This is a genomic window from Archangium sp., assembly GCF_057119385.1.
In genome coordinates, this window is the sequence record NZ_DBNGVP010000078.1 from 75130 (window position 1) to 96512 (window position 21383).

General features: G+C 70.1%; 18 protein-coding genes. 7 read left to right on the plus strand and 11 right to left on the minus strand.

Going from position 1 to position 21383, the window contains the following annotated elements:
* Positions 1 to 5 precede the first annotated feature (5 nt).
* The 3 genes from AC16DP_RS18885 to AC16DP_RS18895 are packed head-to-tail and all read right to left on the minus strand — an operon-like array spanning position 6 to position 3030.
* Entirely contained in the window at positions 6 to 1343 is a 1338-nt protein-coding gene (locus AC16DP_RS18885) for a sigma-54-dependent transcriptional regulator (RefSeq protein ID WP_329727324.1), read from the minus strand.
* The gene (locus AC16DP_RS18890) at positions 1340 to 2680 is read right to left on the minus strand and encodes a sensor histidine kinase (protein WP_414640691.1); all 1341 of its coding nucleotides are present in this window, start codon (positions 2678 to 2680) and stop codon (positions 1340 to 1342) included. The genes AC16DP_RS18885 and AC16DP_RS18890 overlap by 4 nt, the downstream gene beginning before the upstream one ends.
* 50 nt (positions 2681 to 2730) lie before the next feature.
* Positions 2731 to 3030, minus strand: a complete 300-nt coding sequence (locus tag AC16DP_RS18895; RefSeq protein ID WP_329727322.1) for a hypothetical protein — start codon at positions 3028 to 3030, stop codon at positions 2731 to 2733.
* 433 nt (positions 3031 to 3463) lie between these two features.
* On the opposite strand from AC16DP_RS18895, the gene AC16DP_RS18900 reads away from it, so the two are divergent.
* Positions 3464 to 3730 carry a hypothetical protein gene (locus tag AC16DP_RS18900; RefSeq protein WP_329727321.1) on the plus strand — a complete coding sequence of 89 codons (267 nt, stop codon included), beginning with the start codon at positions 3464 to 3466 and terminating at the stop codon, positions 3728 to 3730.
* Positions 3731 to 3802: 72 nt separating this feature from the next.
* Here AC16DP_RS18900 and AC16DP_RS18905 read toward each other — a convergent pair whose 3' ends face one another.
* From AC16DP_RS18905 to AC16DP_RS18930, 6 genes are all read right to left on the minus strand, one after another.
* Positions 3803 to 4531, minus strand: coding sequence for an ABC transporter ATP-binding protein (locus tag AC16DP_RS18905; RefSeq protein WP_329727320.1), 729 nt, complete (start codon positions 4529 to 4531; stop codon positions 3803 to 3805).
* A 12-nt stretch (positions 4532 to 4543) separates the two neighbouring features.
* The gene (locus tag AC16DP_RS18910) at positions 4544 to 5968 is read right to left on the minus strand and encodes a hypothetical protein (protein WP_329727319.1); all 1425 of its coding nucleotides are present in this window, start codon (positions 5966 to 5968) and stop codon (positions 4544 to 4546) included.
* Positions 5969 to 6092: 124 nt separating this feature from the next.
* Positions 6093 to 6818, minus strand: a complete 726-nt coding sequence (locus AC16DP_RS18915; protein ID WP_329727318.1) for an outer membrane lipoprotein-sorting protein — start codon at positions 6816 to 6818, stop codon at positions 6093 to 6095.
* A gap of 37 nt (positions 6819 to 6855) precedes the next feature.
* On the minus strand, positions 6856 to 8121 hold the full coding sequence (locus tag AC16DP_RS18920) for an ABC transporter permease (protein ID WP_329727317.1): 1266 nt from the start codon (positions 8119 to 8121) through the stop codon (positions 6856 to 6858).
* Entirely contained in the window at positions 8118 to 9386 is a 1269-nt protein-coding gene (locus AC16DP_RS18925; RefSeq protein WP_329727316.1) for an ABC transporter permease, read from the minus strand. Before AC16DP_RS18925 ends, AC16DP_RS18920 begins: the two co-directional genes overlap by 4 nt.
* Positions 9383 to 10039, minus strand: coding sequence for a TetR/AcrR family transcriptional regulator (locus AC16DP_RS18930; RefSeq protein WP_329727315.1), 657 nt, complete (start codon positions 10037 to 10039; stop codon positions 9383 to 9385). The genes AC16DP_RS18925 and AC16DP_RS18930 overlap by 4 nt, the downstream gene beginning before the upstream one ends.
* 151 nt (positions 10040 to 10190) lie before the next feature.
* Here AC16DP_RS18930 and AC16DP_RS18935 point away from each other — a divergent pair, with 151 nt between their 5' ends.
* Positions 10191 to 11723, plus strand: coding sequence for an MBOAT family O-acyltransferase (locus tag AC16DP_RS18935; protein WP_329727314.1), 1533 nt, complete (start codon positions 10191 to 10193; stop codon positions 11721 to 11723).
* On the opposite strand, the gene AC16DP_RS18940 is transcribed toward AC16DP_RS18935, so the two are convergent.
* A complete protein-coding gene (locus AC16DP_RS18940) occupies positions 11720 to 12175 on the minus strand; it encodes an RsbRD N-terminal domain-containing protein (protein WP_329727313.1) in 456 nt (151 codons plus the stop codon). The genes AC16DP_RS18935 and AC16DP_RS18940 overlap by 4 nt on opposite strands.
* Before the next feature lie 187 nt (positions 12176 to 12362).
* Here AC16DP_RS18940 and AC16DP_RS18945 point away from each other — a divergent pair, with 187 nt between their 5' ends.
* The 5 genes from AC16DP_RS18945 to AC16DP_RS18965 all read left to right on the plus strand — a co-directional run bounded on the left by AC16DP_RS18945 (position 12363) and on the right by AC16DP_RS18965 (position 20381).
* A complete protein-coding gene (locus AC16DP_RS18945) occupies positions 12363 to 13388 on the plus strand; it encodes a hypothetical protein (RefSeq protein WP_329727312.1) in 1026 nt (341 codons plus the stop codon).
* 197 nt (positions 13389 to 13585) lie between these two features.
* Positions 13586 to 14077: a RecQ family zinc-binding domain-containing protein gene (locus AC16DP_RS18950; RefSeq protein ID WP_329727311.1), complete on the plus strand. Its 492-nt coding sequence runs from the start codon at positions 13586 to 13588 to the stop codon at positions 14075 to 14077.
* 111 nt (positions 14078 to 14188) lie between these two features.
* Complete coding sequence (locus AC16DP_RS18955; protein WP_329727310.1) at positions 14189 to 16018, plus strand: serine/threonine-protein kinase; 1830 nt, start codon at positions 14189 to 14191, stop codon at positions 16016 to 16018.
* Between the two features lie 71 nt (positions 16019 to 16089).
* The gene (locus tag AC16DP_RS18960; RefSeq protein ID WP_329727309.1) at positions 16090 to 19869 is read left to right on the plus strand and encodes a DUF3857 domain-containing protein; all 3780 of its coding nucleotides are present in this window, start codon (positions 16090 to 16092) and stop codon (positions 19867 to 19869) included.
* A gap of 11 nt (positions 19870 to 19880) precedes the next feature.
* Positions 19881 to 20381, plus strand: coding sequence for a YkgJ family cysteine cluster protein (locus AC16DP_RS18965; protein WP_329727308.1), 501 nt, complete (start codon positions 19881 to 19883; stop codon positions 20379 to 20381).
* 50 nt (positions 20382 to 20431) lie between these two features.
* Here the strand turns inward: AC16DP_RS18965 and infC are convergent, their stop codons facing one another.
* Positions 20432 to 21139: a translation initiation factor IF-3 gene (infC, locus tag AC16DP_RS18970; protein ID WP_414640690.1), complete on the minus strand. Its 708-nt coding sequence runs from the start codon at positions 21137 to 21139 to the stop codon at positions 20432 to 20434.
* Positions 21140 to 21383: the final 244 nt, after the last annotated feature.

The window sequence follows — 21383 nt, forward strand, 5'->3', positions numbered from 1 at the left end:
TTGCCCTACTCCGCGGGCTCCTGGGCCTCGAGCAACTTGTAGAGCGTCTTGCGGTCCACGCCGAGCAACCGCGCGGCCTCGCTCTTGTTCCCGCCCACATGCTGGAGCACATGGGCCGCATAACGCCGTGACAGCTCCGCCAGACTCGGCATGTCCCCGGCCAGGCCACTGAGCTTCTTCGGCGCATCGCCAATGGGCTCGGGGAAATCCTGCGGCCCCAACACACCGGTGACGTTGAGCGCGAGCGCCCGGGCCACCACGTTCTCCAACTGCCGCACGTTGCCCGGCCAGTCGTACGCGGTGAGCCGCGTCATCACCTCGGCCGTGACAACAGGAGCCACACCCCCCCGGGCATGCAGCGCGGCGAAGTGCTCGACCAGGGCGGGAATGTCCTCCCGCCGCTCGCGCAGGGGCGGCAGGTGCAGGTGCACGACGTCCAACCGGTACAACAGATCCTCGCGAAACAACCCCTCGGCCACGCGCTCCTTCAAATCCTTGTTCGTCGCGGCCACCACGCGGACGTCCACCTTCACCGGAGCGCTCTCGCCGACGCGGCGGATCTCCCCCTCCTGCAACGCGCGCAACAGTTGCGCCTGCACCTTGGGCCCCACGTCCCCAATCTCGTCGAGGAACAGCGTGCCCCCGTGGGCCTCCTCGAACACACCGCGCCGCGCCCCCGAGGCTCCGGTGAACGAGCCGCGCGCATGGCCGAACAGCTCGCTCTCCATGAGGGACTCGGCGATGGCGCCACAGTCCACGGGAATGAAGGCGCCACTGGAGCGCGGCGAGCGCCGGTGCAGCGCACGCGCCACCATCTCCTTGCCCGTACCCGTCTCGCCGGTAATCAACACCGGCACCGACGTGGCCGCCGCCCGGGCCACCTGCTTGTAGACCTCGAGCAGCGCCGGGCTGCGCCCCACCATGGAGCCACGCTCCACCTGCTTGCGCAGCGAGCGGTTCTCCTCCACCAGCCGCTTCTGCTCCAGCGCGCGCTTCGCCACGCGGACGATGGCGTCCACGTCGAAGGGCTTGGCGAGGTAGTCGAAGGCGCCCTGCTGGATGCTGTCCAGCGCGCCCTCGATGTTGCCGAAGGCCGTCACCACGATGACGGGCGTGTCCGGCAGCTGCGCGCGCACCTCGTTCAACACCGTGAGCCCATCGCCCGCGTTGGGCATGGCCATGTCGGTGAGCACCAGGTCGAACGGCCCCTCCTCGGCGAGCCGCGTGCTGGCCTCCTTCGGGTGCGAGGCCTGGAACACCTGGCCGAGCATGCCGAGCAGGCGCTTGAGCAGGTCCCGCGCGTGGGGATCATCATCGACGACGAGGATACGGGCGGGACTCATGTACCGACTCCGCGAACAGGGGGCGCGGCCTCGGCCGCGAGGGGAAAGCGGACCACCACCCGGGTGCCCACGCCCAACTCCGAGCGCACTCCCAGCACGCCGCCATGGGCCTCCACCAGCCGCTTCGTGGTGGCCAGCCCGAGCCCGTGCCCGGGAATCCCCCGGGTCTCCGGGCCCCGGAAGAAAGGCTGGAAGAGCTTCGCCTGCGTCTCCGGGCTCATGCCGGCGCCATTATCGGCCACCTCCAGCACCGCCTCGCCGCCTTCTCGCACCACCTTCACGGAGACATGTGCCTCGGGCCGGCCCGCCGTGTACTTCACCGCGTTGGACAGCAGGTTCTGCGCGATGAGCTGCAACAACTGCGAGGGGCAGGACACCTTCACACCGGACTCCAGCGAGCGCTCCAGCGCCACGCCCTGCGCGGCGGCCGTCTGGCTCACCTCCAGCAGCAGCGTGGTCACCGCCGTGTCCAGCTCGCCCACCGCGGGCTCGCCCCGGGTGCCGGCGCGGCAGAAGCGCAGCAGCGCCTCGATGAGCTCGCCCATGCGCACCGCGCTGGACTCGGAGAGCGACACCAGCTCCAGCGCCTGCGCGTCCTTCACCGCCCCCGAGCGGCGCAACAGCGTCAGGTACCCCTTGAGCGGCGACAGCGGGCCCATCAGGTCATGCGCCACGCGCCGGGTGAAGGCGTCCAGCTCCTGGTTGCGCCGGTCCAGCTCCTCCATCTGCGCCTGGATGGTGGCCTCCTGCCGCTGCAGCACCGAGGTGATGCGCCAGCCCACCCCGAGCGACACCAGCACCGCCAGCAGCGTCACCCCGCCTCCAAAAGCAAGGTTGCGCACGCGCAGCGAGGCCAGGTGGTCCAACAGGAGCCGGGCCTCGTCCGCGTTCTCCCGTGCGAGCTGCCCCGCCAGGCCATCGATCTCCTCGGCCAGCGGGCGCACCTGCTCCACCAGGTGGTGCCGCGCCTGCTCGGACTCCTGGCGATGGGAGAAGACGGCCGCGGCGCGCACCTGCTCGGCCAGCCGCGTGCAGGCCATGTTGAAGCGCTGCCACACCACCAGCGTGTCACCGTGGGGCAGCTCCCGCGTGTACGCCTGCGTGGCCTGGCGGATGTCCGCGAGGATGTCCTCCATCACCTCGTCGGCGGCCTGGCGCTGGGGATCATCGGTGGCGCGGATGTGGGCCTCGATGGCGGACTCCAGCGAGAGCGCGTCCACCCGGATGCGGCCAATCAACCCCGCCCGGTCGAGCGCCTCCTGGACGCGCTCGGCCACCTGACGGCTGGTGCGCACCTCCGTCCAGAGCGTGAAGCCAGCCACCGCCGACAGCAGCATCACCGCGAACAGGAAGCCGGCGCGGTAACCACGGATGGAGGCGCGAGCGGTCACGGACTGCCAGCGGGCATCGGCGGAGCCGGCGCCTGCGAGGGCTCCTGCGTGGGCTGGGGCTGGCTGCGCCGCCGGGCCCGGGAAAGCGCCGCCTGGTACCACACGTCCTCCAGCTCCTCCTGCAGGGCCGTCAGCTCCCGCTGCCGCGTCACCAGCTGCGCGTTGTGCTCCACCAGCGAGTGCCGCGCCGCCACCGCTCGGCCCAGTTCGTCCTCCAACCATTGGTTCAGCTGCGCCGTCTCCGCCCGCTCCTGGGCCGCCGCCTCCAGCGCACTCTCCGCTTCGGCGAGCCTCACGGCGAGTGCTTCCGCACGTTCTCGCTCTTCCTGATACCGCCCCTGCCACCGCTCCACTTCCACCGACATCAGGGGCTCAGAGGATACCCGCGGGGTCGCGCATCCCACTCCCAATCCACCCGCTGCCAACGCGATGAAGAGGTACCGCATGCCTTCGCTCCCGTCCTCCGGACACGCGGCATGCGCATCCGGGCTAGACCGGGCTGTACTGTCTCCGGCTGACATGGCCAGCATCCCCAAGACGCGGCGTGTCGTCAAAGACCTCCAGCGCTTTCTGGGGAGGGTGCCCCCAGGCCGGGTAGGCGGAATGGGGAGATTCTCCGCAACTCCGCAGTGCAGGCCCCTCTCAAGGGCCCGTGGCACGGCGGGTGCTCAGTGTCCATCACGCAACGCCGCAATGCCGCGACGTTTCGTTGCTGCTCGGAGAATCCACATGAAGAACATCATCGCCGCCATCGCCCTGACCGCCTCCATGTCCGCGTTTGCCTCTGAGCCCGCGAAGGTCGAGGCCAAGCCGGCCGCCCCCGCCGCCGCCCCGGCCGCCGCCGCTGCCCCGGCCGCCACCCCCGCCGCCGAGATGAAGGCCGAGGCCAAGCCGGAGGCCATGAAGGCCGAGGCCAAGCCCGAGGCGAAGAAGGCCGAGAAGAAGGCCGGCAAGAAGGCCGAGAAGAAGGCCGAGCACGCCGCCGAGACCAAGTAGTCCTTCCGCTTCGTCTCGAAGCACCGGTGAGGGCGCTTCCCTTCGTGGGAGGCGCCCTCGCCGTTTGCGGGCTCAGTGCGCCCCGGCGGCCTTCAGGGCCTCGGCCTGGAGCTCGCCCGGCACCATCTTCCCGTCCTGGATGTGCAGCGCCCGCCGCGCGTGCCGCACCACCCGCGGATCATGCGTGGAGAAGAGGAACGTCACCCCCTTCTCCCGGTTGAGCCGCAGCATCAGAGCGAGGATCTGCTCGCTCGTCGCCGAGTCCAGGTTCGCCGTGGGCTCATCCGCCAGCACCAGCCGTGGCTCGGTGATGAGCGCCCGGGCGATGGCCACGCGCTGCCGCTGGCCCCCCGAGAGCTCGTCCGGCTTGTGGTGCAGGTAGGGCTCGAGCCCCACCGCCGCGGCCAGGGCCACCACCCGCTGGCGCAGCGCCGCCTTGCCCTCGCTGTCCTTGCGCACCATGCACGGGAACTCGATGTTCTCCGCCACGTTGAGCACGGGGATGAGGTTGAAGCTCTGGAAGATGAAGCCGATCTTCCGGTTGCGCACGTCGGCGAGCGCGTCGAAGTCCCGGTCTCCGACCTCCTCACCATCCAGCTTGTAGGAGCCGCTCGTCGCCCGGTCCAGGCACCCGATGATGTTGAGCAGCGTCGTCTTGCCGCTGCCCGAGGGGCCCGTCACCACGGTGAACTCGCCGGCGGAGACCTCCAGGTCCACACCGCGCAGCGCGCTCACCTTCGTCTTGCCCAGGAGGTAGTCCTTGGTGATGGCCTTCAGCTCGAGGAGGTTCTGCGAGGGCATGGCACACGTCCTTCAGTAGAAGAGGCGGACCTGGAAGAGGCCGCGGTATTCGATGGGCATCAGGCTGAGCTCGCTCACGTGCGTGTCGCTCTCCGGCACCTTCACCGCGAGCGAGTCCGGGCCCTGCCAGGGCACGAAGCCCGAGAGCGTGAGCGTCATCCACTCGGTGGCCGCCCAGGAGAGGCTGGGGGTGATGAGGCCCGAGAGGTCCTGCAGGCTCGCCATCACCACCACGTTGAAGGTGAAGTCGTCGTGAATCTTCGGCTTCTGGTAGCTGATGAAGGCGTAGTGGCGCCCGATCGGCTCGAAGCTGAACTTCTGCGGCAGCCCCGTGTCCACGCTCCCGCCCGGGTCCACCCCCGAGGGGTCCAGGCCGAGCTCCCTCGCCACCCGAAGCAGGCCCAGCCCGTTGACGTAGTACTGGAGCTCGTCCCGCTTCAGCCCGTCCGCCTGGTACAGGTACTCCACCGAGAGCATCGACTCGTCGCTGAACATGTAGCGCGTGCCGGCCAGCACCCGCGGGCGGAGCTTCTGCTCGTCCAGGCGCTTGGTGGAGAAGAAGGCCTCGCCCCGGAGCACACAGCCCACCGCCGAGGGCCGGTCCTCCAGGCACGCCCCCACCGGGTAGCGCCGCGCCGAGCCGAAGCCCACCAGCCCCTCCACGTGCAGCTCGTAGTCCGTGAAGAAGTAGCGCGAGAAGGAGAAGCCCAGCCGCGTCTTGTCCTCGAAGGCGTCCCCGTACAGGTTGGAGTGGAAGAGCATCAGGTTGACGTCCGCGTCCGCCACCAGCGTGTAGGCCCGCGCGGCCAGCAGGTAGTGCAGCTCGTCGTCCTTCTTGTCCCACTTCGGGTATGCGAGCAGCGCCTGCGGCAGCCCGTTCTGCTGCTTCAGCACCGCCGGGCTCGCCAGCAGCGAGAAGGTGTACTTCTCCAGCGGCACCTCGACCCGCACCATGTACGCGCCCGCGCGCTGGAAGTTCGGGTCCGTCGGGTCCTTCGGCGGGTTGATGAGGTCCGTCGGGTTGAACGCCATCCCCGCTCCCCAGATGACTCGCTTCTTTCCCGCCAGCAGGTGCAGCTGCGGCACTACCTCGTGGCTCACGTACAGCTCGTTGAGGGAGAGCAGTGGCTTCGCCGCGCTCGACTCCTTCTCCGCCACCGAGACTTCGTTCCCGTTCGCGTCCAGGCCGCGGTAGCGGCCGGATGCCTGGAGGAAGAGCGACAGGTCCGCGGAGATGAAGCCCCCGGGCCGGTACTCCTGCCGCGGCTGCACGTTCAGCTCCAGAAACTGCTGCAGCTCCGGTTGGGCGTCCGTCGGCACCAGGCCCGTCACCCGCGAGCGCTGGTACTGCGTGCGGCTCTCCACGTAGCCCGTCACCTCGGCGGCGAGCACGGGGGCGGTGGTCAGGAGGACGAGACTCGCGAGTAGGGCACGCATGGTGGGAACCCTCGGGCCGGATACCCTCACCCCGTCCCTCTCCCGAGGGGAGAGGGGTGGTTGGGCGGGGTGGTTGGGCGGAGTGGTTGGGCGGGATGGGATGATGGGGAGCAGTGGGGTTGGGTCAGCGGCCCAGGTCCGCTTGCGTGAAACGCTGGGCCGGCGCTTCCACGTTCAGCTTCATCCCCTTGAGCACCATCTCCGAGCGCCTCGCCTTCACCAGCTCGTTGCGCATCACCACCTTCGCCGGCCGCGTGTACCCCTTCTCGAACTCCGTGTACTCGGTGAACTCCGCGCTGCGCAGCATCTGCCCGCTCGTCCCGTAGTACTCCCCCTTCACCGGCATCGCGTCCTTCTTGCGCAGCCACAGCTTGATGCTGTCGTACGCCGTCTCCGCGTTCTTCGCCTTCAGCTCCAACGCGTACGTGTCCGGCACCTCCGACGTCACCATCTTCGCCGTGTAGTCCTTCGTGTAGTTCACCCGCATCACGTCCGCGTTGTTGAAGTCGCCTCCCTGGAAGCTGTCGCGGTTGGCGATGCGCGTCGCCCTCTTGAGGTTGGGCAGGTACACCCACATGTTGTCGCCCGAGCGCAGCATCTCCTGCCCCTTCACGCTCGCCGGCCCCTTGAACCAGACACGGAACTTGTCGTCCTCCCCGCGCAACAGCTTCATCACGTACGTCCGGCTGCTGCCGTCCTCACGGTAGGCCGTCATCTCCGACTCGGTCTCGAAGGTATGCGGCCCCATCACCGCGTCGTACTTCGCCAGCAACTCCTCCGCGGTAGGCTCCGCCGCCAGGGCCGGGGCCGCCACGAGCAGCGTCATCAGGGCGAGGGTGAAGGCTCTCATCTGCAAGCTCCTTGAAAGGAAGAAGGGGAAACGGGATTCACACCGAGCGCAGCGCTTCCACCGGATCCAACCGGCTGGCCCGCCACGCCGGCCACGCCGCCGCCGCCAGGGCTCCCACCACCGCCACCGCCAGGGTGAGCCCCATGAACGCGGGATTCAGCTCCGGCCTCAGCACGGACTGCGAGCCGCTGTTGACCACCATCGACATGGGAATGCCCCGCGCCGCGATGCCTCGCACGATGGCGCTCCCGAGCAGCACGCCCCCCACCCCGCCCAGCACCCCGAGCAGCGTCGCCTCCACGAGGAACATCGTCAGCACCTGCTTGCGGCGCATGCCCACCGCCAGCATGGTGCCAATCTCCCGCACCCGCTCGAACACGCTCATCAACATGGTGTTGATGATGCCCGTGAGGATGATGATGAAGAGGATGACGGAGATGAGCCCCATCACGAAGCTCTGCCGGCTGATGATGTCGCGCACGAAGGGCTGCAGCTCCTGCCACGTGTGCACCTCGTACCGAGGGCCGAGCTCCTTGCGCAGGTCCGCCGCGATGCGCTCCAGGTTGCGCAGGTCATCCACCGCCACGGCCAGCTCCGTCACCCGCCCCTCCATGCCCAGCAGCTCCTGCGCCAGCTTCAGCGGCACCGTCACCACCCGCTTGTTCTCGAAGGGCAGGCTGGACACGCTCAGCCCCTCCACCGATACGTCCAGCGAGTTGGCCCGGCCCTTGGGGCTCGACGAGGCGAGCGTCACCCGGTCCACCACTCCCTCGGCGCCCGCCGCCTTCGCCTTCTCCGCGGGCGTCACGGCGTGGAAGGACTGCGCCAGCTCGTTGCCGAGAATCGCGTGGGCATGGTCCCCGCCCGCGAGCGTCCGGCCTCCGGGCAGCACGTCGAAGCCCGCCCGGGGCACCGCCTGCTTCTCCGTGACCAGGTCCAACGCCCGGCCCACGAACATCGTCTGGGACACACCGTTGCTCACCAGCCCGGAGAACTGGATGCGGCCGGTGACACCGGTGACGCCGGGCACGGCGCGGACGCGGGCCAGCACGGAGTCGTCGTAGGGGATGCTCGGATCCAGCGGCAGCGCGTCGCTGCTGTCCAGGTAGCCGGCGGTGTGGATCTGCAGGGCGCCCGTCTTGCCCTGGACGATGTCGTCCACCATGAGGCGCACGAAGCCGTCGATGAAGCCGCGCAGCACGAGCACGGCCGTGACGCCCAGCAGGACGGCGGCCAGGGTGACGAGGCTGCGGCGGCGGTTGCGCGCCACGTTGCGCGCGGCGATGGAAGAGAGGGAGCTCATGAGTGGGCCAGGGCCTCCACCGGACGGAGCTGGGCGGCGCGGTACGCGGGCCACAGGGCGGCGAGCGCCGCGCCCACCGTGGCCATGCCCACCGCGCGCACGAGGTACAACACCGACACATGCGGACGGATGACACTGTCCGCCACCGCGCCGGGCGCCGGCAGGTGGATGCCCCGCTGCCCGAGCCACAGCGTCACCGCCCACCCCACCAGCGCGCCGAGGATGCCGCCCACCAGCCCCAGCACCGCGCCCTCCATCAGGAAGAGCGACACCACCTGCCGCCGCCGCGTCCCCACCGCCAGCATGGTGCCAATCTCCCGCACCCGCTCCAGCACGCTCATCAGCATCACGTTGACGATGCCCAACAGCACCGTCAGCAGGAACACCGACGTCATGATGCCGAAGATGAAGTCCTGGTGGCCCACCAGCTGCGCCACGAAGGGCAGCACCTGATCCCACGTGTGCACCTCGTACTCGGGCCCGAGCAGCGCCTGCACCGCGTCTCGCACCCGCGGCGCGTCCTCCATCCGCGTCACCGCCAGCGCGTACTCGGTGACCCGCCCCTCCATCCGCAACAGCCGCTGCGCCGTCCCCAGCGGGACGTACCCCTGCCTCCGGTCTCCCGGCGTCGCGCTCACCAGCGTCCCGGCCACGCGCACCGCTTCTCCGTTGAGCGCTCCGTCCCGGTCTCCCGACAGCAGCGCGGGCCAGCGCTCCGACGGCACCCCGGCCTCCGTCACCTCCGCGCGGAGGCTCTTCGCCATGTCCGCGTTGAGCAGCAGCTCCGGCGCCTCCACCCCGGACAGGTGCGCGCCCTTGCCCAGCCACGTCGAGCGCTGCGGCGTCACCTTCGGCTCCAGCGCCGGGTCGAACGCGGTCAGCTGGAGGAAGCCCGTCCGGCCGGCGCTGTCCTCCTCCGGGGAGCCCTCCACGTCCGGCAGGGAGATCATCCCGCCGAAGGCGATGCGCGGGGACACGGCGACCACGTCCTTCACGGACGCGATGCGCTGGCGCAACGCCTCGGAGTCCGCCATGTCCAGCGTGAGCGGCGAGCCCTGCACGTTGGCCAGGTAGCCCTTCTTGTGCACCTGCACCGCGCCCACCTGTCCGAAGACGAGGTTCTCCAGGATGACGCGCTGCTGGCCATTGACGAAGCCACGCAGCCCCACCATCGCGCCCACGCCCACCACCAGCGCGACGAGCGAGATGGCGGTGCGGCGCCGGTTGCGCAGCAGGTTGCGCGCCGCGAGCGACAGCAGCCTCATGAGCGCCTCCTCGACACGGACTTCACGGTCATGGTCTCCCCCGCCTTCACGGACTCACAGAAATGGTGCACGTGCGCGTCCACGCGCTCCAACAGGCGCTCCAGGTCCGGCGTGCCTCCGGCCAGCACCAGGTACATCAGCCGCATCATCAGCAGCGGCCCCATGAACTCCAGGGTGTACAGCTCGGTGTCCCCGGGCCGGATGGCTCCCCGCCGCACCAGCTCCGAGAAGAGCACGCCCAGCCGGCCCCGGCTCGCCACGATGGCGGCGTGGACCAGGCCCGCGTCCTTCAACCTCGGGCCCTCGGCCATCAGCATGCGGATGAACTTCTGCGCGTGCGGCGTGCTCCAGCTCTCCACCAGGGAGCGCGCCATGGAGCGCAGCAACGGCTCGGGGCCCTCCCGCGGCAGCGCGTCCAGGTCCAGCGACTCGAGCCGCTCCAACCGGCCCGGCCCCATCTCCTGCAACAGCGCCTCGAAGATGGCCGCCTTCGACGCGAAGTGGTGGTACAGCGCGCTCTCGCGCACCCCCACCGCACGGCCAATCTGCCTCATCGACGTGCCCGCGAAGCCTCCCTCCGAGAACAGCTCCAACGCCGCTTCCAGAATCAGGCGGCGCGTGTCCCGGGCTTCCTCTTTCGTCGGCCTCGCCATGCGTGGGCTTTTTACTTAACGAACGTTCAATAAGTTCACAAGGGGGGCTACAGGGGGAGCTCGGGGACAGGCACCCTCACCCCGTCCCTCTCCCGAGGGGAGAGGGGAGATTTGGTAACCTGGGAAGTACCGGCCCCCCTCCGGCTCGCGGATGCTCTTCAACTCGCACGTCTTCCTCTTCGTCTTCCTTCCCGCGGCCCTCCTCGTCTACTTCGGGCTGGGACACCGCGGCCGCACGCGCGAGGCGCTGTTCTCCCTCCTCGCCGCCTCGCTCGTCTTCTACGGCTGGTGGTCCGCCGGCTACGTGCTGCTGCTCGTCGCCTCGCTGTCCTTCGACTACCTGCTCGGCGCCCGCATCGCCGCGCTCTCCTCCGTGGACACGCGCCGCGCCCGCTGGCTCCTCATCGCCGGACTCACGATTGACCTCGGGCTGCTCGCGTACTTCAAGTACTCGGGCTTCCTCGTGGAGAACCTCCAGGCGCTGCTCGGGACACACTGGGACTACGCGCCGCCCCGGCTGCCGCTGGCCATCTCCTTCTACACCTTCCAGCAAGTGGCCTACCTCGTCGACTGCTACCGCACCGGCCACCGCGAGCCGAGCGTCCTGCGCTACGGCCTCTTCGTCACCTTCTTCCCGCATGAGATCGCCGGGCCCCTGGTGAACCACCGCGAGATGCTCCCGCAGTTCGCCTCGCCCGACGTGGCGCGCCTGCGCTCCGAGCGGCTCACCGTGGGCCTCACCTGCTTCTTCCGCGGCCTGTTCAAGAAGGTGGCCGTGGCGGATGTCGTCGCGCAGTTCGCCAACCCCGTCTTCGCCGCCGCCGCTCAGGGCGTGCCCGTGGGCCTCGTGGACGGGTGGGTGGGCGCCATCGCCTTCTCGTTGCAGCTCTACTTCGACTTCTCCGGCTACTCGGACATGGCCATCGGGCTGGCGTGGATGTTCAACATCCGCCTGCCGCTCAACTTCGACACGCCCTACCGCTCGGCGAGCATCGTCGAGTTCTGGCGCCGCTGGCACATCTCGCTCTCGCGCTTCCTGCGCGACTACCTCTACGTGGCGCTGGGCGGCAACCGGAAGGGCCGCGTCCGCCGCTACGTCAACCTGATGCTCACCATGCTGCTCGGCGGGCTGTGGCACGGTGCCGGGTGGAACTTCATCCTCTGGGGCGGGCTGCATGGGGCCCTGCTCGTCGTCACCCACGTGTGGACCGCGTTGCGCGAGCGGTGGGGCCTGGCGCCGCTCGGGCAGGAGGGCCGATGGACGCGGCCCCTGGCCATCGCCGCGACGTATGTGGCCGTGGTGGTGGCCTGGGTCTTCTTCCGCGCCGAGACGCTCGAGGGCGCGCTCGGCGTGCTCCGGGGCATGGCGGGCCTGGCCGACGGCGCGAAGACGGGGCTCGCCTTCCGCGCGGTGTGGAACGACGACCTCTCCGGCTTCTTCCGGGCGGCGACGAAGACGGGCGTGCTGCTCGCGGCGTTGCCGGTGGTGTTCCTCTCCGGGGGCCAGCACCGCTGGATGGGGCCGCACAACCCCGCGCTGGTGGACGACGCGCCTCGCGCCTTCCCGGTGTCACGCTGGGGCTGGCAGCCCACTCCGGGCCAGGTGCTCGCCTGCGCCGCGATGGCCGCCGTGGCCCTCCTCCGCCTCAGCGAGGTGAGCGAGTTCATCTATTACAACTTCTAGGCCGGAGGCGGAGACGCGTCCTCCCCCAGGAGCTCCCGCTCGCGGATGCGCGTGTAGTGCACGACGGCCTCCGAGATGGCCCGGTTGAAGCACTGCACGAGCACCCTCACCTCCTCCACGCGAACGAGCGCGTGTCCCTGCTCGTCCACGAACTCGTAGATGCAGTCGTGCAGGGCGCCGTACTCGCGCACCATGCTCGGCAGGTCGAAGCCGACGCGGAAGCGCTGCGCTCCATGCTCCCAGCCCAGGGGGCCCACCCGGTGCGTCTTGGGTGCCTCCCCTTCCTCCTCCCGGCGCAGGGCCGCCACCACTTCCCGCAGGAAGTCCGGAATGTGGTCCGCCAGCTCCGGCCTGGAGAGCTGCCCGGGTGCATGGTCCCGTTGGACCCGCTCCAACCAGCGCTCGAAGATCTGTTCCGAGCCGGCCTCCATCATATCGGCGACGGTTTTCATGGGTGCTCTCCCGCGACGGCCCTGGAAGAACGTTGGTACCTGTGCGGCGTTCTGTCCCGGCGGGCGGTCCTGGTCCGTGGGCTGATTCACGGCGGCATGCCGGGCAGGCGGGAAGACAGGGGCCCTCTGGCTCCTTCCGTCTGCCCGCCGAAGCGGCGATGCTCCGCCCCCGGACGAGCCCGTGAGCATGGACAGATACCTCAAGCATTGGGCGGTGGCCACGGCGGTGCTCGTGCTGGGGGCGCTCGCGCTCAACCTGCTCGTGGATCCGCTCTGGTACGGCCGGGGCAACCGCCTCACCGGGCGCAACTACGAGTTCAACGAGCGCGTCTCCAAGGCCAACCTCTTCCTCCAGGACCCCGCCCGCTACGACTGCCTCATCCTGGGCAGCTCCACCTCCACCATCGTCCACCCCTCGCTGCTGGCGCCGCACCGCTGCCTCAACCTCGCGTTCAGCGCGGGCGTGGTGGGCGAGTTCCTCGCCTATGCCCGGTGGCTGCGCGCGCATGGGGCGAGGCCCTCGCTCGTCATCGTCGGGACGGACTTCGTGAACTTCGACCCCCGCGTGGACGCGCAGGTGGACGTGCCGGACTTCGTCGCCCGGAGCGAGCCCCCACCGCCGCGTTGGAAGAGCTACCTGTCCCTGGACGCGCTCCTCTGGTCGGTGCTGGCGGTGTTGGACCAGTCGCCCTACCCCAAGTTCTACGACGAGCGCTTCGAGGTGGTGATCCGCCCCGACGCCGGCACCTTCGACCCCGCGGGCGGCGTGTGGCTCCCCCCGCGCGTGCTGGACCCGGCCCGGGTGGCACGCTTCGGCGAGCTGCGCGGCCTCTTCCCCGAGGCCCGCTTCATCGGGTGGATGCCTCCGCTGTCCGCGTGGCACCTGGCCGAACTGGAGCGCGCGGGCATGTTGCCGGACTACCTGCGCAGCCTGCACGCGCTCACGTCCGTGCTCGACGAGGTCTACGACTTCGCCGTGCCCTCGGATGTCACCGCGCGCACCGGCAACACCTACGACGGACGCCACTACGGCAACGAGGTCAACGCCCGCGTCACCCGCAGGCTCGCGGGGCAGCAGGACACGTTCGGCGTCCGGTTGAGCGGCTTGCCGCTGGAGGCCTACCGCGCGCTCTACACCGAAGGTCTGCGGAGCTTCCGGGCGGGCGGGCAGGCGAGCCCTTCCGCTCCGGTGAGTGGTCCGCCAGTGCCGTAAGCACGCGAGAACTCGAAGGAGCGTGCTCGGCCGTCCCCCGGACGGACCTCGTTGGTCCAGGGTCCAGGCTGGCTCCCGGGGGTGAACACGGCCCCCTACCTTGAGGGACGCCATGGGCACTTCCGGAGACAAGGACGCGGCAGGAGCGAATCACGGCCAACCCCGGCCGAGCTGGAGATGGCGAGCCAGCACGCGCGGTGCTCCTCTACCGGCTCGAGGACAAGCGCATCCAGAGCTACTTCCTCGGGGGAAAGTACCCGCGGCGCGAGGAGTCCCAGGCGCTCTACTCGGTGCTGCGCGAGCTGTGGGCCCACCGTCAGGGCAAACCCGTATCCCTCCAGGTGCTCACCGAGGCCTCGGGCCTTCCGGCCAACCGGGTGAAGGTGCTGGTGGCACAGCTCGCCGGGGCCGGCATCCTCGAGCGTGGTACTCGTGGGCTGAAGCAGCTGCGCGACTTCGAGACCGCCGAGGAGCTCGCCGGCTATCTCTCCGCCTACGACACGCGCCACCAGAGTGATCGCCAGCGCCTTCAGCAGATGATGCGCTACGGGCAGACCACCGGGTGCCGCTGGCGGCTGCTCGGCGAGTACTTCGATGAGCCGGAGCACGCGGAGTGTGGGCACTGTGACAACTGCGAGGAACGTGCCGCCGGCCACTTCGACGCAGCCAGTCCCACCCGTGCGGTGTAGGTGGAAAACGGCACCTGTTTCACACGCACGGGCCTGTAGCGTCCTGGATCAACGTGTACGCCCGGAAGCGGAAGGTTCTGCTAGCCTGCGAGCCGTCTTTCCAAGCCCCCCATGTCATCGCTCGACGCTACTTCGACCGCCATCAGCCGGACGCACTCGCCGGATCTCATCCCCGGCTACCGCTTGGAGAGCCTCGTCGGCGCCGGCGGCATGGGAGAGGTGCACAAGGCCACCCAGCTGTCCTTGAACCGCATCGTCGCCGTCAAGCTGCTCAACCAGCAGCTCGCCCAGGACGAGAGCTTCGTCGCCCGCTTCCAGAAGGAGGCCGCGGCGCTCGCCACCCTGCACCACCCCAACATCGTCTCCATCGTCGACAAGGGCAGCAACGCGTCGACGTACTTCCTGGTGATGGAGTTCGTGGACGGGCCCTCGCTGCGTGAGCGGATGCGCGCGCCCCAGCAGGACTACCAGGAGACGCTGCGGGTGATGCTGCAGATCTGCCGGGCCATCGAGTACGCGCACGGCCGCAACGTCATCCACCGGGACCTGAAGCCGGAGAACATCCTCTTCGACGTGCAGGCCGGTGACCTTCCCAAGGTGACGGACTTCGGGCTGGCCTCGTTCCTCGAGGACACCACCACGCGCTTCGCCCTCACCGGCACCCATATGGCCATGGGGACGCTGTCCTATATGGCGCCCGAGCAGCGCGTGGACGCCAAGAACGCGGACGGGCGCGCGGACATCTTCGCGCTGGGCCTCATCCTGTACGAGATGCTGGTGGGCGAGCTGCCCGCGGGCAGCTTCGAGCCCCCCTCGCGCCGCAAGCCGAAGCTGGACTCGAGGCTGGACGGCATCATCGAGCGCTGCCTCAAGCAACAGCCCTCGGAGCGCTACGCGAACGTCACCGAGCTCATCCGGGATCTGGAGCCCCTCGCCCCGCACTACACCACCATGCGGCCGGCGAAGCTCAGCACGATGCAGCGCGTGGGCCGGGCCCTGAAGAAGGCGGTGCGCGTCACGCTGCAGGCCGTGGCCACGCTGCTGGTGCTGACCGCGATGGGCGTGTTGGGCATGGCGTACTATCAAGCCACCCGGAAGATCGTGCAGGTGACACCGGGCAATGCACTCACCGAGGATCTCGGGCCACCTCAGAGGCCAATCTCTCCGGGGAGGTTGACGTCCTCGGACGGCGAGCCGCGCAAGGTGACACTGGGTGAAGGGCCCGACAAACCCGTGCTGCAGTTCTCCGGCCGTCCCTTCGAAATCAAGGACAGGAAGCTCGTCTTCCCGGCCGTCGAGGGTCAGTCGCGCACCGGCCTCATGCTCGTGGATCTGCCGGGGATGAGGGGGGATACCGCCCGCCTCATGGCCCGGGTGAACGTCCAGAGCAACGAGCCCACCTTCCTCGAGACGCTCGCCCAGGCCATGAATCTCCAAAAGCCTCGGCCGGACGCGCAGGTCGCGCTGATGTTGACGGCGCACGATCTGGAGCAGAAGCGGTTCGTGGCTCTGGTGTATGGCGGGGCCGGTGTCCCCATCCGGCTCGAGTGGAGCCTGGGGGAGAAGCAAGGCACCATGCTGGGGCCCGATGCGCCCGAAGGCCCCGTGGAGCTCGAGCTGACGGTGGATGAGGAAGGCGCCCTGATCGCCTCGTTGGGCACCAAGGAGAACAAGCGTCCCATCCTCGAGCCCCTGCAGCTGGGGCTGAACTGGCAGGAGCGGCGGTTCGGCAGCGCGCCCGTCCCCGCCCTCGGCTGCATCGAGGGCTTCTGTCAGGCCGAGAACTTCAGCTACCTGGTGAAGCCCCTGCCGCCCAAGCCCGCCGGTGTCGTCCAGGCGTCAACGCCCGTCCGGGTGGAAACGCCCAGGACGGTGGCTCCCGCTCCCGTCAAGCGGCCCGCGCCCAAGCCCGCCCCAGCGCCCAAGGGCAAACGCAAGTAAGCAGGGAAGAGGCCAACCGCTGCACGTGGATGTGGCCTCACCCCGGGGATTGAATTATCCCTGTGCGCTCCATGCGCACGTCCACTCCCCGCTTCTCCGTGCTGCTGCTCGTCGCCGGCCTCGCCATGGCCGGCTGTGCCCACTCCACCTCGCCCACCGAGGTGCTCGAAAACGCCGCCAACGCGGCGCAGAAGGGGACCAGTGAAGCGCGCACGCTCGCGCTCGCCGGCTTCCACGCCTGGTTGATGACGGGAGACCCGGCTGTCGCCCAGGCCCGCTTCGACGAGGCCGGCGCCAAGGACCCCGCCGACCCCTACGCCCTCTACGGCCAGCACCTGCTCGCGCGCCGCGCCGCCAATCCGCGCCGCGCGCTCGATGCCGCGCTGGCCATCACCACCCGCGCGCCCCGCCATCCCCTCGCGGTGCCCTCCGCCCGCTACGTGCTGGACCTGGTGGGCTCCTCCCCCGCGCTGGATGACGTCATCCTCACGGGCCTCCAGGCCGCGCTCGACGCCGGAGCCTCGGGCGAGGCCGCCCAACTGCTGCGTGCCAGCCAGGTGGCCATCCTCGGACTGAGGGAGGACCGGGCCGCCCAGGCTCGCGCCCTCAAGGACATGGGCTCGGTGGACACGGCCACGCTGGTGGGGCCCTTCTCGCCCTGGCACCTGCTCGCCTTCGACGAGCCCACCCCGCCGGAGAAGGACGGCTCCATGGCGGGCCCCTTCACCGGCCCCTTCGGCCAGCTCGTGCCGCGCACCCTGCGCGCCCCGGACAGCCGCCTGGACGTGGCGGGCGAGCCGGCCAGCGGTGACATCTACCTCATGGCCGTGGACGCCGAGGTGGCCGAGGCCGGTGTCTACGTGGTGCGCGCCGTCTCCGCCTCCTCCTTCAAGGTGATGGTGGATGGAGCGCCCCTGCTGGAGCGCCGCGACTTCACCCGCGCCGCGTCCACGGTGGCCGCGCGTCCCGTGCAGCTCGCGGCGGGCCGGCACCGCATCCTCATCAAGCTGCTGAAGGACCAGCAGCGCGGCGCCAACGTGTCCTTCGCCCTGGCGCGCGCGGATGGGCGCCCGTCGAACGTCCGCTACAGCCCGGCCAGCGGGCCCGCGCCCTCCTCGTGGGGCTCGGCGCCCCGGGACGCGAAGGCGGAGCTGGTGTACCCGCGCGCCGAGGACCTGGCCGCCGCGCTCGCCGGTGAGGCGGGCCCGCTGCTGGCGGACTTCGCCGCGGTGCGCGACGGCATGGGCCGGGACTCGGACGGGGCGTGGCGGTTGATGACGCGCCTGCAGAAGGCCACCCAGACGGCCGCCGTGCTCTCGCTGCGCGCCGAGCTGGCCGCGCTGGACCGGAGCATCCCCACCAAGGTGTCGCGCGGGCGCTCGACGCGGGATTTGGAGGCGGCGCTGTCCAAGGACCCGGGCGACGTGACGGCGCTGCTGCTGCGCGCCGAGCTGTCGCTCAACGACGGGCAGTACGCCGCGGCGATGGAGACGCTCAAGACGGCGCGGGCCGCGGCGAAGCAGCCGGGCTGGCCCGTGTACCTGCTGGAGGCGCGCACGGCCATGGCGCTGGAGGTGGAGAGCGCGGCCGAGGAGAGCGCGGAGGCGGCGCTCCAGGCCCAGCCGGGGCTGTGTGATGCGCTGGGGCTGCGCTACGGACTGGCCCGGCGCCGCGACGCGGTGACTCGCACGGACGAGCTGATCGACTCGCTGGCCGGTTGCCCGGGCGCGCTCGTCCGTGCCGCCGAGCACGCGCGGATGCGGGGAGACCTGGAGCGCTCGGCGGCCCTCTACCAGCAGCAGCTCGTGCGCAACCCGGGTGACATCAGCTCGGGCATGTCGCTGGCGAGCGCGTACGTGGCGCTGCGCCGCTTCGATGATGCCTCGGCCACGCTGAAGACGCTGGCCGCGCTCTGGCCGCGCAACCCGCGGGTGCTGGAGAAGCTGGCGGACGTGCGCGAGCTGGCCGGAGACGCGGCCGGGGCGCTGGCGCTGCGCGAGCAGTCGCTGCTGCTGGACGGGAGCAATCTGTCCCTGCGCCGCGCCGTGGTGCGCGCGAAGACGGGACAGGAGCTGCTGCAGGCGCACGCCATCGACGGCCGGCAGGCCATCAAGGACTACGAGGCCAACCCGGGCCCCCAGGACAGCGCCGCGGTGTACGTGCTGGACGCGGCGGCCACGCAGGTGTGGCAGGACGGCTCGCAGGTCACCCGCATCCACAGCATCCAGAAGGCGCTGGATCAGAGTGGCGTGCAGGAGATCGCCGAGGTGAACCTGCCCTCGGGCGCGCAGGTGCTGGCGCTGCGCACCCTCAAGGCGGACGGCACGGTGCTGGAGCCGGAGAGCATCGAGGGCAAGGACACCGTCAGCCTGCCGGGCGTGCAGGTGGGGGACTACGTGGAGGTGGAGTACCTGCTGGCCGAGGGCTCGCGCGGGCCGGCGCAGCCGGGCTTCACGGCGTCGGACTTCTACTTCCGCGTGGCCAACCTGCCGGACCACCGGGCCACGTACACGGTGGTGGCGCCCAAGGGCACGGGCATGAAGGTGGACGCGCACAACATGAAGGCGCCGCCGCCGGTGGTGAAGGGAGACGAGGAGATCTTCACCTTCGAGGTGCGCAACGTGCCGCCCCTCATCCCCGAGCCGGACGGCCCGCCGTCGGGCAAGGAGTACCTGCCCTTCGTGGTGGTGGGCGCGGGCACCACGGGCAACGACAAGCTGGTGGCGGTGTACTCGGACGCCTTCCTGGACAAGGGCGCGCTCAACTGGGAGTTGGAGGCCTTCGCGCGCGAGGCGGCCGGAGACAAGCGCGGGCTGGAGGCGGTGAAGGCGCTGTACGCGGCGGTGATGAAGCGCTTCACCGGCCGGGACGCGGGGCTGACGCAGTCGGCGGCGGGCTCCATCGCGCAGGACCGCGGCAGCCGGCTGTGGGTGCTGAAGGCGGGCCTGGAGGCGCTGGGGATTCCGGCGCGGCTGGTGGCGGTGCGCACCTTCTCGGCGGACCCCGCGGAGTACCTCTTCCCCGAGGAGTCGCTGCTGCCGTACCTGGGGCTGCGGGCGGAGGTGCCGGGAGAGGGGCCGGTGTGGCTGGACACCACCACGCGCTTCGCCCCCTTCGGCGAGCTGCCCGAGCCGGCGCTGGGCGAGCGGGACGCGTACCTGCTGCCCGAGCCCGGCCGTCCGCTGGAGAAGGTGAAGACGCCGCCGGTGAAGCAGCAGCCCGGCAAGCTGGTGAAGCTGGCACTGGAGATCGACGGGAACGGCCACCTGACGGGCAAGGGCGAGGAGCAGTACACGGGCTTCGACGCGGCGCAGCTGGCGGAGGCCTTCGAGGCCATCTCCGGCGAGCGCCGCCGCCAGGCGCTGCAGAGCGCGGTGGGCCGCTACTTCGGCGGGGCGGAGCTGACGGACCTGAAGCTGGAGCGCGCGGAGGAGGCCGGAGCCCCCTTCACGGTGCGCTACGCCTTCAAGGCCGCCGGTTTCGCCCGGGCGGACAAGGACAAGCTGGTGCTGCCGCCCGTCACCATGCCGGCGAGCCTGGGCCGTCAGTACGTGCAGCTCAGCACGCGCACCACGCCGCTCTACATCGACGACACGGAGACGAACCGCACGGTGGTGACGCTGACGATGCCGCAGGGCTTCAAGCTGTCGGACCCACAGGCCCAGTTGAAGGTGGAGGGCCCCTTCGGGCGCCTGCTGCGCACGGAGAAGCAGGAGGGCCGCGCGCTCACCATCGACGAGACCCTGCGCGTGGAGCGCGCCCGCATCCCCGTGAAGCAGTACGAGGACTTCGCGCACTTCGCCGGTGAGGTGGACCTCGTCCAGTCGAGGGACCTGGCGCTGGTGAAGTAGACTCGGGCCCCATGTCCCTGTCCGAGCTGTGCCGTCGCTGCGGCCTGTGCTGCGACGGCAACCTCTTCAGCCACGTTCCGCTCCAGCGCGCCGAAGCCGACGCCGCCCGGCGGAACGGGCTCGAGGTGGTGGCGCTCGCGGATGGCGCCCCCGCCCTCCGCCAGGGCTGCACGGCGCTGAAGGGGCGGCAGTGCTCCGTCTACGCGGAGCGCCCGGAGGGCTGCCGCCGCTATGCCTGCCGGCTGTTCAACGCAGTGGCCGGTGGCTCGGTTTCATTCGAGCAATCGCTCCAGGTGGTGGAGCAGGCGCACGCCCTGCTCGCGGCGGTGGAGCGGAGCCTCGGGCCCGGCACGGACCCAGGCCCCGCCTCGGTGTTGGAGCGGGCCCGCTTCGCGGCCTGGGGTGAGGACGGCGGCTTCTCGTCCGAGACGAGCGCCGCGCGGGAGCGGGCCGAGGCCTTCCTCGACCAGCACTTCCACGGAGGCCCGAGGCGCTTCGAGGCCCCGGGCTGAGGGGCCACCCCACGCGGTGGAGCGCGTCCACCGCGTGCGGGTGATTCCGCCTACGGAGCCGCCGGGGTGGGGGCTTCCTGCGAGTCCTCGCCGGAGGCCTCCTCAGGAGCGGCAGCACCCGCAGCAGCAGCCGGCTTTCCGGCACCCGGCGCCGGCGGAGGAGACTTCTTGGCGTTGGCAGCGGCCTGCCGCACCAGCTCGCGGGCCTTCTGGGCGACCTTCGGCGTGGGCGCGAGAATCATGAACATCAGGCGCCCTTCCATGCGCGGCGGCATCTCCACCACCGCCACGTCCTTCAGGTCGTTGGCCACGTCGTTGAGGATGGCCGTGCCCTGCTCCTTGTGGGTGATTTCTCGACCCCGGAACTGGATGACGACCTTGGCCTTGTTGCCGTCCTCGATGAAGCGGCGCGTGTTGCGGACCTTGAACTCGTAGTCGTGCTCCTCGGTCTTCGGACGCAGCTTCACTTCCTTGAGCTGGACCACGACCTGGGCACGCTTCGACTCCGCGGCCTTCTTCTTCTCCTCGTACTTGAACTTGCCATAGTCCATCACCTTGCAGACAGGCGGCTGGGCCATGGGGCTGATCTCGACGAGGTCGAGTCCTTCATTTCTCGCCAGCGTCAGGGCGGCCTCGAGAGGCATGACGCCAAGCTGCGCGCCATCGGACCCCACGACGCGGACCTCGCGAGCGCGGATACGGCGATTCGTTCTCTGATCGCGGCTTCCGCCGCGAGGACTTCTCTGTTCGCGAATGATGTGCGCTTCCTCCGAAAGGGGTTTCCTGGCCTACGCCCTGTGAAGATGGGGCAGGCATCTACGGTACGGCATGCAGCGGGACGTGGACGGCAGGCGACCCACCTGGCTGGCAACCCCCCAAAGCGGGAGTGCCTCGAAGCGCCCCCCCGCCCAGAGGGAGAGGAGGCGTACGAACGGGCCTTGCTTCATACCCGTGGCCGTGGGGTCACACTAACACCTCCACGGCCTTCCCGCCCTGGAAACC